The organism is Streptomyces sp. NPDC051207, from assembly GCF_040682395.1.
GTDB lineage: Bacteria > Actinomycetota > Actinomycetes > Streptomycetales > Streptomycetaceae > Streptomyces.
This window is the reverse complement of sequence record NZ_JBFBAX010000047.1, coordinates 18,382-28,343: the sequence shown is the minus strand read 5'-3', so window position 1 is coordinate 28,343 and position 9,962 is coordinate 18,382. Positions and strand designations below refer to the sequence as shown.

Sequence of the window (9,962 nt, the reverse complement as noted above, 5' to 3'; positions counted from 1 at the left end):
GCAGATGTCGCAATCCACACCGAACCCAGAAGGCCCTCACCCGTTCAAGCACCCAGCACGCGTGTCACCAACGTCCCGGGACAGCACACCTAGGCGCGGGCGGGCGTGCGCCGCAGAGGTGCTCCCGCCCGGTGCAGACCGGTGAGTGCCTGCCGGTAGGAAGCGATGAGCCCGGTCTCCAGGTAGTCGACGCCCAGTTCCTCGCAGTGGCGCCGCACGAGGGCGCGGGCCATGCGCAGGTTGGGGCTGGGCATGCTGGGGAACAGGTGGTGTTCGATCTGGTGGTTCAGCCCGCCCAGCGCGATGTCGGTGAGCCGGCCGCCGTTCACGTTGCGCGAGGTGAGCACCTGGCGTCGCAGGAAGTCCGGACGGTCCTCGCCCTTGATGATCGGCATGCCCTTGTGGTTGGGCGCGAAGAGGGAGCCGAGGTAGAGGCCGAACAGGCCCTGGTGGACGGCGAGGAAGGCGATCGCCATGCCGGGCGGCAGGACCCAGAACAGCGTGGTCAGATAGACCGCGCAGTGCGCGAACAGCAGGGCGCCGTCGATCCTCCGGTGCTTGAGCGCGCGGTTGAACAGGGCCCTCCCGCTGGACACGTGCAGGTTGAGACCCTCCAGCGTCAGGAGCGGGAAGAACAGGAACGCCTGCCAGCGGCCGATCAGGCGCGGCAGTCCCGTGGCCGCGCGGGCCTGGTCCTGGGACCACACCAGCACGTCGGGGTCGAGATCGGGGTCGAGGTCCTCGTTGTTGGGGTTGGCGTGGTGGCGGGTGTGCTTGTCCTGCCACCAGCCGTAGCCCATTCCGATGCTCGCTGCCGCGATCCGTCCGGACACCTCGCTGGGTCGGCGCCGGCGGAACACCTGCCGGTGAGCCACGTCATGGGCGACCAGGGCCACCTGCCCGAAGACGATGGCCAGGAAGGCGGCGACCGCCAGCGTCCACCAGCCGGCGCCGACGAGTGCGAAGGCGGTCCAGCCGCCGGCGTAGAGTCCCGCCACCGCGCTGATCCGCACCGCGTAGTAGCCGGGGCGGCGCCCCAGCAGTCCGGCGTCCGCGATCTTCCTCGACAGCTGTGCGAAGTCGCTGCCGGCGGTCTGCGGGCGTGGGGTGTGGACGGTCAAGCTGGTCACGATACAAGGCTCTCTGATAGGTGGTCAGGGGGCTCACAGCCGCCCTGGAGGGCCTGAGACCGGCCACGGGAAGAGAGGGGAAGAGCGACGGGAAGACAGGCGTACTTCCCCTGGTGGAAGCTCGGCGGGACTGCGGGGCAGCGTCGGCTGCACCGTCGGCGGTTGCACAAGCCCTGAGTACGACGGGTTCCCCGCGGGGACCGGCTCACACCGGCGCGGCGGACGTTCCTCGACGCGCCTCGTCCGGTCTGTCAGCGAGAGCACCACTCCCGTGACCTCCGGTCCTCTACGGTGGCTGGTGCGAGGTGAGCGGACCGTGGACACGAGGGGGTTCGGTGGAGGCGGAACTGGCTGCGCTGGCGGCGTCCGGGGCCACCACGCTGGTGGGGCTCATGGTGTCGGAGACCTGGACACAGGCGCGGGACCGGCTGGCACGGTTCTTCGCGCGCGGCGGTGACGAGAGCGCGGCCGAGGAGGAGCTGCGGGTGTCCCGGGGGGAGCTGGTCGCCGCTCGGGAGGCGGGGGACGAGGACGCCGCCGCGGACATCGAGGCGGCGTGGCGGACGCGGTTGCGGCGTGCGCTGCAGGCCGACCCCACGGCCGTGGCGGAGCTGAGGTCGCTGCTGGCGGAGTTCGAGCCGGACGGGGGCGGGGCGCCGGCCGGGACCGTCCGCAACAGCATCAGCGGCGGTACGCAGTACGGGCCGGTTCTGCAAGGGCAGCAGTTCTCGGGGCTGACGTTCCACAGCTCGGCCCCGGAGCCGGAGAAGGGGACGACGGAGCGGGAGTGAGCGCGGGGTTGGTGAAAACGGGTGCGAGGCAGCCCGCAGTACCGCGATGATCATCCCAAGTTATTGTCCTATCAACGCAATGAGGAAGTGCGCGTGACGAACCACCCCGCCCCACGACCGGTCGTTGTTGCCTCCGCTGCCGCGAACGGCGACATCGACATGCTCCGATGGATGTGGGGCATGCCCGTCTGACCCTGCTCAGGGCCCCGCCGCCTCCCGTGGCGCGAGCAGCGGCAGCAGCTTGTCGGCCTCCCCGTCGGCCCCGAGCCGCCGGTACAGGTCCGCCGCCTCCTCGGCGTGGCGGCGGGCCTGTTCCGGACCACCGCGGACGTGGGCCGTCCGCGCCAGACCCGCCAGCGCGTCCGCGCAGCCCATCGGGTGGTCGATGCCCCGGGCCACGTCGAGGGCCTCCCCGTAGCCCTTCAGCGCCGCGTCCAGCCGCCCCGACTCCCGCTGCACCTCCGCCGCCCCCAGCAGGGCCCGCAGACGCTCGTACGGGTTGTCGATGTCGGCGGCGACCCGCTCCGCCATGGTCAGGTGCAGCAGCGCCTCGCCCCGGCGCCCGGACTGCGCGTAGGCCGTGCCCATGCTGATCAGTACGTCGGCCACGCCCAGCGCGTCGCCGCTGGCCCGGTGGGTGGCCAGGGCCCGCTGGAAGAAGGCGAGGGCCTCGTCGGTCCGGCCGGTCGCCTGGTGGACGACGCCCAGATTGGTGTCCAGGATGGCCAGTTCTCCCCGGCCGCCGTGCTGCCGCATCAGCACCAGGGCGCGCTCGTAGCAGACGCGGGCCTCCTCGTGGCGGCCCTGGAGACACAGCAGTTCGCCCCGGTTGTTCAGGGCGCGTGCCACGCCGTAGTGGTCGGACAGCGACTGGTAGATGTCCTGCATGAGCCGGACCCGCTGCTGGGCCTCGTCGTACTGGCCCGCGTAGACGTGGGCGAGTCCCTGGACGTTGAGGCAGTCGGCCTCGCCGGAGCGGTCGCCGACCTCGCGGTACAGCGCCAGGGACTGTTCGAGGTCCTGCATGGCCCTGCCGCCGTGGCCCGCCGCGAGGTGGGCGCGCCCCGACTGCAGGAGGGCGTCGGCCCGGCCGCCGGGGTCCCCGAGGTCCCGGTAGAGCGCCAGCGCCTCGGTCGCGCAGCGCAGGGCCTCGCCGTGGTTGAGCAGCGCGAGCAGGTCCGCGCGGTCGGTCAGGGTGCCGGCCAGGGCGGACCGGTCGCCCCGGTCGCGCAGCACCGGCAGGGCGGCGTCGAAGAGTTCCGCCGCGAGGTCCCACGTCGCCCACAGCTTGAGGGTTCTCGCCAGCACGCGCGGGAACAGCGCCGCGTACGCCGGGTGTGCGGCGGCGGCCGTGCGCGCGGCGGCCAGCAGGTTGGGGCGTTCGACGGTGAGCCACACCACGGCCTCGTCCTTGCCGGAGAACTCCAGCGCGTGACGGGACTCCGTCTCCGGCGTGGGCGGCAGCGCGCGGCGGTGCGGGTGGACGAGCCGGTCGGCCCGGTGGGCGGTGGCGAGGTGGTGGGCGACGAGACGGCCGGCCGCGGCGTGCCGGGCGACCTCGGTGTCCGCCTGCCGGCCGGCCCGCAGGCCGAAGGCGCGGGTCAGGTCGTGCAGCCGGTAGCGGCCGAGCACGGGTTCCTCCAGCAGGCTGGAGTCCAGCAGCTCCTCCACGCACCGCTCCAGCAGGCCCGGCTCGGTGTCGTCATCCGCGCCGGCCAGGGCAGCCGCCGCCGGAAGCGTGATGTCGGGGCCGGGGTGCAGGGCGAGCAGCCGCAGCAACCGCTGGGCGGGGGCGCTCAGTTCGGCGTACGAGAAGTGGAACACCGCGGACATCAGGCCGTCGAACTCGCTGAGCGGGTCGGCCGCGCGGGCCAGCCGGCCGAGAAGGTGCTGGAGGTCCCACGCGTGCCGGTGACGGAAGCGGCTCGCCAGCAACTGCACTGCGAGCGGGAGGCAGCCGCAGACGTCCACGATCCGCTCCAGGGCGTCCTGCTGCCCGGACAGCCGCGCGGCACCGGCGATCTTGGTGAACAGGACGGTCGCCTCCGCCCGGGACAGGGCCTCCACCGGCAGGGGAGCGGCCCCGTCAAGACCGGCCAGCCGGCTGCGGCTCGTGACGATGACGCGGCAGTCGGGCGCCCCGGGCAGCAGCGGCGCGACCTGGGCCGCGTCCCGGGCGTTGTCGAGGACCACCAGCGCCCGGTGCCGGGCGGTCCACTCCCGCCACCGGGCCGCCCGCTCGTCCAGCGTGCCCGGCAGGTCGCCGGAGTACCCGGCCGACTGCAGCAGGGTGGCCAGGGCGTCGGCCGGGTCGAGGGGCTGCTGGCCGCTGAAGCCCCGCAGGTCCACGTAGAACTGGCCGGCCGGGTAGGCCGCGCACAGCCGGTGCGCGGCGTGCAGGGCCAGCGCCGTCTTGCCGACGCCGGGCATGCCGTGGACGACGGTCACCGGCAGGGCGGTCGGCGCGGTCTGCCCGGCCGCGTCGAGGAGGATGCGCAGCTCCGCGGTGCGCCCGGTGAAGTCCCGGGTGTCCCGGGGCAGGCAGTTGCGGGGCTCAGGACCGGCCGCGGCGGCCACCGCCACGGACGCCGTCCCGGTCCGCAGCAGCGTGCTGTCCTGTTCGAGCATGCGCAGGTGGAGTTCCTGGAGTTCCGCGCGCGGCTCGATGCCCTGGCTCTCCCGGAGCCCGGCGCGCGTGTCCCGGTACACCTGGAGGGCCTCGTCGTGCCGTCCACAGCGGTACAGGGCCAGCATCAGCGAGCCGACGACCTGCTGGGCGAACGGGTTCTGCGAGGCGAGTTCCTGGAGTTCGCCGACGAGATCCGCGTGGCGGCCCAGCTCCATTTCCAGGCCGATGCGTTCCTCCCGCACCCGGCGGTGGTCCTCGACCAGCCGGGCCCGCACCGACATCGCCCAGGCGTTGCCGGCGAACTCGGCCAGCGGCTCGCCGCGCCACAAGGCCTCGGCGGTGCGCAGCAGCCCGATGGCGAACTCCCGGTCGCCCCGGGACGCCGCGGCCGACGCGTCCTCCCGCAGCCGCCGGAAGCGCAGCAGGTCGATGTCCTCGGGGGCGGCCCGCAGCTGGTACAGCCGGGACGAGGGCCTGCCGATCCGCGCCAGGTCGTCGCCGACCGCCCGCTTCAGCCGCCGCCGCAGCCGGGACACGTAGCTCTGCAGGGTGTCCACGGCCGTCGGCGGCGGGTCCCCGTTCCACAGGCGGTCCATCAGCGTGTCCACGGTGACCGGCTCACCCCGGGCGTGGACGAGCACCGCCAGCACACAGCGCTCTTTCAGCGAACCGAGTTCGCAGGGCCGCCGGCCGTGCCACAGTTCGAGAGGTCCCAGAGCAAGAAGGTCCACCATCACCCCCGACGGGCGTGCTTCTTCCTGCCGTTCGGCAGTGCCCGCACGTGCGTACGGCACTCAGTTCACTCTTCTGCGGCCCCAGGGGCGGTGGACAGGGGCGCACCGAAGCGCGACGGGCGCACGGACCACGGACCGCCGTCCGGCATGCCATGGGCCGCCGTCCGGCGGAGTGCAGGATTCCTGCAGGCGCGCCATCCACTTCCCCGGGCATGCCCCGGACATGGCGGCGAAGCAGCGCCGTCATGGACGTCACGAACAAGAAGGACCGGGGGAGTTCAACGATGAGCGTGACAGTGCCCGAGCCGCTCTGGCGCCATGTGCCGGTGCGGCCGGACGTCGAGCGGTGGGCCACTCGCCGGACCCGCAAGAGGGTCCTGGTCGTCGTGCACACGGTGATCGCGGGACAGCGGCTGCTCGACGCGCTACGCGAGTTCGAGGGCGACATCAGGGTGCAGATCTTCTTCACCCAGGCGCCCGACGTGTTCGGCAACGGCGTGGCGGAGTTCCTGGCCCACCTGGGGGGCCTGGTACTGCCGTGGAGCCAGGCGGTGCAAACGGGCTTCGACCTGGCCCTGGCCGCCAGCTACGGCAGCCTCCACGAACTGCACGCGCCCGTGGTCGTGCTGCCGCACGGCGCCGGGCACAACAAGGTCACCCCGGCCGGACAGAACGGCCGGACGGTGGCCCGGCGGGGGGTGTACGGGCTCAGCAGGCAGCGGCTGGTGCGGGACGGCGCGGTGGTCCCGGAGGCGATCGTGCTGGCCCATCACGAGGAGCTGACCCGGCTGGGCCACGAATGCCCCGAGGCGCTGCCGGTGGCGGAGGTGGTGGGCGACCCGTGCTTCGACCGCATCGCCGCCAGCCTGTCCTCCCGGGCCCTGTACCGGGAGGCGCTGGGCGCGGGCACCGGGCAGCGCCTGGTCCTGGCCTGCTCCACGTGGGGCACCGACTCGCTGCTGGGACAGGGCTGGGAGCTGCTGGAACGCCTGGTCGCCGAGCTGCCCGCGGAGGAGTACCGGATCGCCGCCCTCCTGCATCCCCACATCTGGAACGCGCACGGCGACTGGCAGGTCCGCACCTGGCTCGCCGACCTGGCACGCGCGGGCCTCGTCCTGGTCAGCCCGTACGCGGACTGGACCGGGGCCGTCGTCGCCGCCGACTACGTGGTGGGCGACCACGGTTCGGTCTCGCTGTACGGGGCGATGACCGGCGTGCCCGTGCTGATGGCCGGCCGTCCCGACGCCGACGTCGACCCCGGCTCGCCGCTGGCCGAGCTGATGTCCTTCGCGCCGCGGCTGCGCGCGGACCGGCCGCTGTACCACCAGCTCAGGCGGAGCGCCGCGGCCTGCGGCGCGCACCGGTACGAGCGGGTGGCCGCCCGGATCACCTCGGAACCGGGCCAGTTCTCCCGCAGGATGCGCGCGCTGCTCTACCGCAAGCTGCGGCTGCGCGCGCCCCGCAGGCGGGCGGCCACCGAACCGGCGCGCCTGCCCCGCACCGTGCGGTACGACACCCCGGGCAGGGCGGCGACACCGTGGTGACGCACGCGGCGGTGTTCGGGGCGCGCGTGTCCGCGGGCTCGGCGGCGGTGTGCCGGGCGCGGGTGTCCGGGAGCACCGGGGCGGGCGGCCCGCTGCACCGGGTCCGTACGGTGCTGCTGAACCCGGTCACCGGCAGACCGGCCGTGGACGAGCACCTCAGGGTCCGGCCGACCGCGGGCCAGGAGGACCGGGCGCTGCTCGGCGACGTCCTGGTCACCTGCGGCACGGGGGCGCCCAGGGCCGCCGAAGTGGCGTACGCCCATCCCGGTGCCCTCGTCGTGGCGGTCCACCAGGGCGCCCGCTGCTGGATCCGGCTGACCCCGGACGCAACCGTGCTCGCGCTCCGGGCTCGCGGCGCGCAGGGGCCGCTGGAGGGAGTGTGGGACTGCCTCGCCTCGCTGGCGCACTCCTGGCTGGCGGCCGGGCTGCCCGGCGCGGCCCTGCGGTCCGTGCGCCTCTTCCTGGTTCACGCCCCCGGCTCGGCGTCGCCGTCCAGCCGCCGCAGCCGTTGCCGCGTGGCCTCCGCCTCGTCCGAGCCCGACCTGCCCACGGACGCGTAGAGATCCAGCGCCTCCCGGCAGTGGTCGCGGGCCGGCCGCTGCCGCCCGCGCCGCTCGGCGACCTCCGCGAGGCTGCCGAGGGCGCGGGCCGCCTCGTAGTTCGCGGCCATGGCACGCAGCGTGGCCAGGGCGGCGGACAGCAACTCCTCCGCCTGCCCGCACCGGCCCACAGCGAGATGCGCGCGGCCCAGCAGCAGGGCCGCGCGTGCGGTGTTGTACGTGTCGCCCGCCTCGTGCAGCGTCGTACGGGCGGCGCCGGCCTGCTCGACCGCCTCCTCGGCGCGCCCCGCGGCCAGAGCGACGTCGGCGAGGTTCAGCCGGGCGAGCCCTCCGGCCCGCACGTCCCCGCACGCCGGTAACTCCGTGGCGGCGCGCGCGAACAGTTCCGCGGCCTCGTCCAGGCGTCCCAGCCGTTGCAGCGCGAGCCCTCGGTAGTTGAGGGTGCGGGCTTGGCCGAGCCGGTCGCCGCCGTCGAGGAAGAGCCGCGCCGCGCGTTCGAACATCCGCAGCGCGCGGTCGTGGTTCCCGGAACCCAGCTCCCCGACCCCGCCCGAGGTGAGCATCCGGCATTCGGCGGCCACGTCCCCCAGCTCCCCGGCCGCCGCCAGCCCTTCCTCGTGCGCGGCGCGCCAGTCGTCGTAGAACTTGCGCCGCAGGAACAGGGGCCACAGGGCGTCGGCGAGTTGCCAGCCGACGGTCGGGAAACCCTCGGCGCGGGCCCGGCGGATCACCGCCATCAGGTTCGGCAGCTCCCGCTCCAGCCAGTCCAGGGCGGCTTCGGCGTCGTGTCCGACGTCGGCGGGGACCACCGGTTCCGTCGCGTAGTCCCGGGCCATCGTGCGGTGCTGGGGGTCGACGATCTCCTCGGCGCGGGTGGCGCCGGCGAGGTAGTGGTCGGCCATGCGGCGCAGGGCCCGCGCGCGTTCCTGCGGCGGCTCGTCCTCCCTCGCCTTGGCGAGGGCGTGCAGGCGCACGAGGTCGTGGAAGCGGTGCCGGTCCTCGCCGGCGGCGAAGAGGAAACTGGCGTCGTGGAGCGTTTCGAGCAGCTGCTCGGCGTGCGCCAGGGCGGCGTCCGCCGGGGACGCGTTCTCCTGCGCCGCGTCCCTCCGCGCGGTGTCCCGTCGCGCTGAGTCTCCCCGCGCGGCGTCCCCTTGCGCCACATATCCCTGCGCCGAGTCTCCTTGCGCGGCGTCGCCTTGCGCGGAGTCTCCCTGCGCCGCGTCTCCCTGCGCCAAGTCTCCCTGCGCCAAGTCTCCCTGCGCCGCGCCCCTCTCCGCCGCGTACCGCTCCGTCGTATCCCCTGCCGCCGCGAGCACCGCCGCCGCGACCGGGGCGCCGAACTCCGGGCCGGGGTGCAGCCCGAGCAGCCGGTAGAGGCGGGCGGCCGGGGCTGGCAGCGCCCGGTACGACAGGTCCAGCGCCGCCCGCACGCTGTGGTCGCCGTCGATGGCCAGTGCCTCCAGCCGGTCGTGCTCCACGGCGAGCGCCCGGACCATCGTGGTGATGCGCCGCTCGGGGCGCGCCGCGAGCCGGGCACCGGCGACCCGGACCGCCAGGGGCAGCCCGGCGCACAGCTCGACCAGGGCGCGCGCGTCGTCGGGCTGCGCGGCGACCCGGCCGTCGGAGGGGGTGTCGGCGAGGAGTTCCACGGCCGCGTCGTGGTCGAGCGGCTCCAGGTGGACGGGGTAGCAGCCGTCGACGGTGAGCCCCGGCATCCGCCTGCGGCCGGTCACCGCCGTCACACAGCCGCCCGCGGGCAGCAGGGGCCGCACCTGGGCGGCGCTCGCGGCGTCGTCGAGGAGCACCACGAGACGCCGGTCGGCGGTCAGCGACCGGTACAGCGCGACCCGTTCGGCGAGTTCCGCGGGGACCTGCGGGGCCGGCACCCCGAGCGCCCGCAGGAAGCGGGCCAGTACCTCGTCCGGGTGCGTCGGCCCCGCGGGCGACTGGTCGCCGAGGTCCGCGTACAGCTGGCCGCCCGGAAAGTCCGGGCGCAGGGTGTGCAGCCACTTCAGTGCCACGGCCGTCTTGCCGACCCCGCCGAGTCCGCTCAGCGCGGCCAGCGCGGGCCGGCCCGCCCGCGTGGCGTCGGCCCGGTGCCGCTCCAGGGCCGCCAGCTCGCGCGTGCGGTCGACCACGCGCACGGTCGACGGGAGCTGCCAGGGGGTCCGTTCGGCGGAGCCGGTGTCGGTGCCGATGTGGATCCCGCCGTACACCGTGCCCGCCTGGATGGCCGGGCCGTGCACCGTGCCGCTCAACTCGTTGTGGGACTCCAGCTCGTGGCGCCGCACCCGTCCCCCCGCACGTGTGTAAGTACCAACTCCTCGGGGGGATCCTTTCCGCACAGGTGCTCGATATCCATGGATCGCGGAAACATCCCCCTCGCACCGGCGATCGGCCCGGTGGACGTGCCGCGAGACTATGCCAGGGGCATGATCGAACGGCCGGACTCCGCGGGTTTCCGACCCGATCGGGTGGTCCGCGTGAGCGGCCCCGTCCCGCCCGGTGCGCTCCGGGCACGCCCGCTGTCGGTGGGCAGTGCGACGATGCCGGGAGCAGGCGCGGTACCGGGGA

Annotated in this window: 6 protein-coding genes; 3 read left to right on the top strand and 3 right to left on the bottom strand. The window is 74.4% G+C overall.

The window, feature by feature from the left end:
* Positions 1 to 89: 89 nt before the first annotated feature.
* On the bottom strand, positions 90 to 1,133 hold the full coding sequence (locus tag AB0M97_RS28995) for an acyl-CoA desaturase (RefSeq protein WP_365963946.1): 1,044 nt from the start codon (positions 1,131 to 1,133) through the stop codon (positions 90 to 92).
* A 332-nt stretch (positions 1,134 to 1,465) separates the two neighbouring features.
* Between AB0M97_RS28995 and AB0M97_RS28990 the strand changes: the two genes are divergently transcribed.
* Complete coding sequence (locus AB0M97_RS28990; RefSeq protein WP_365963944.1) at positions 1,466 to 1,921, top strand: hypothetical protein; 456 nt, start codon at positions 1,466 to 1,468, stop codon at positions 1,919 to 1,921.
* A gap of 198 nt (positions 1,922 to 2,119) precedes the next feature.
* Here the strand turns inward: AB0M97_RS28990 and AB0M97_RS28985 are convergent, their stop codons facing one another.
* Positions 2,120 to 5,344, bottom strand: coding sequence for a tetratricopeptide repeat protein (locus AB0M97_RS28985; protein WP_365963943.1), 3,225 nt, complete (start codon positions 5,342 to 5,344; stop codon positions 2,120 to 2,122).
* A gap of 224 nt (positions 5,345 to 5,568) precedes the next feature.
* Here AB0M97_RS28985 and AB0M97_RS28980 point away from each other — a divergent pair, with 224 nt between their 5' ends.
* Entirely contained in the window at positions 5,569 to 6,828 is a 1,260-nt protein-coding gene (locus AB0M97_RS28980) for a hypothetical protein (protein ID WP_365963942.1), read from the top strand.
* Positions 6,822 to 7,388 carry a hypothetical protein gene (locus AB0M97_RS28975; RefSeq protein WP_365963941.1) on the top strand — a complete coding sequence of 189 codons (567 nt, stop codon included), beginning with the start codon at positions 6,822 to 6,824 and terminating at the stop codon, positions 7,386 to 7,388. The genes AB0M97_RS28980 and AB0M97_RS28975 overlap by 7 nt, the downstream gene beginning before the upstream one ends.
* On the opposite strand, the gene AB0M97_RS28970 is transcribed toward AB0M97_RS28975, so the two are convergent.
* Positions 7,295 to 9,679, bottom strand: a complete 2,385-nt coding sequence (locus tag AB0M97_RS28970; protein ID WP_365963940.1) for a tetratricopeptide repeat protein — start codon at positions 9,677 to 9,679, stop codon at positions 7,295 to 7,297. The two genes, AB0M97_RS28975 and AB0M97_RS28970, sit on opposite strands and share 94 nt — an antisense overlap.
* Positions 9,680 to 9,962: the final 283 nt, after the last annotated feature.

Coding starts and splice junctions, on each gene's coding strand:
- AB0M97_RS28980 (WP_365963942.1), top strand. CDS start 5,569: ATGAGCGTGACAGTGCCCGAGCCGCTCTGGCGCCATGTGCCGGTGCGG.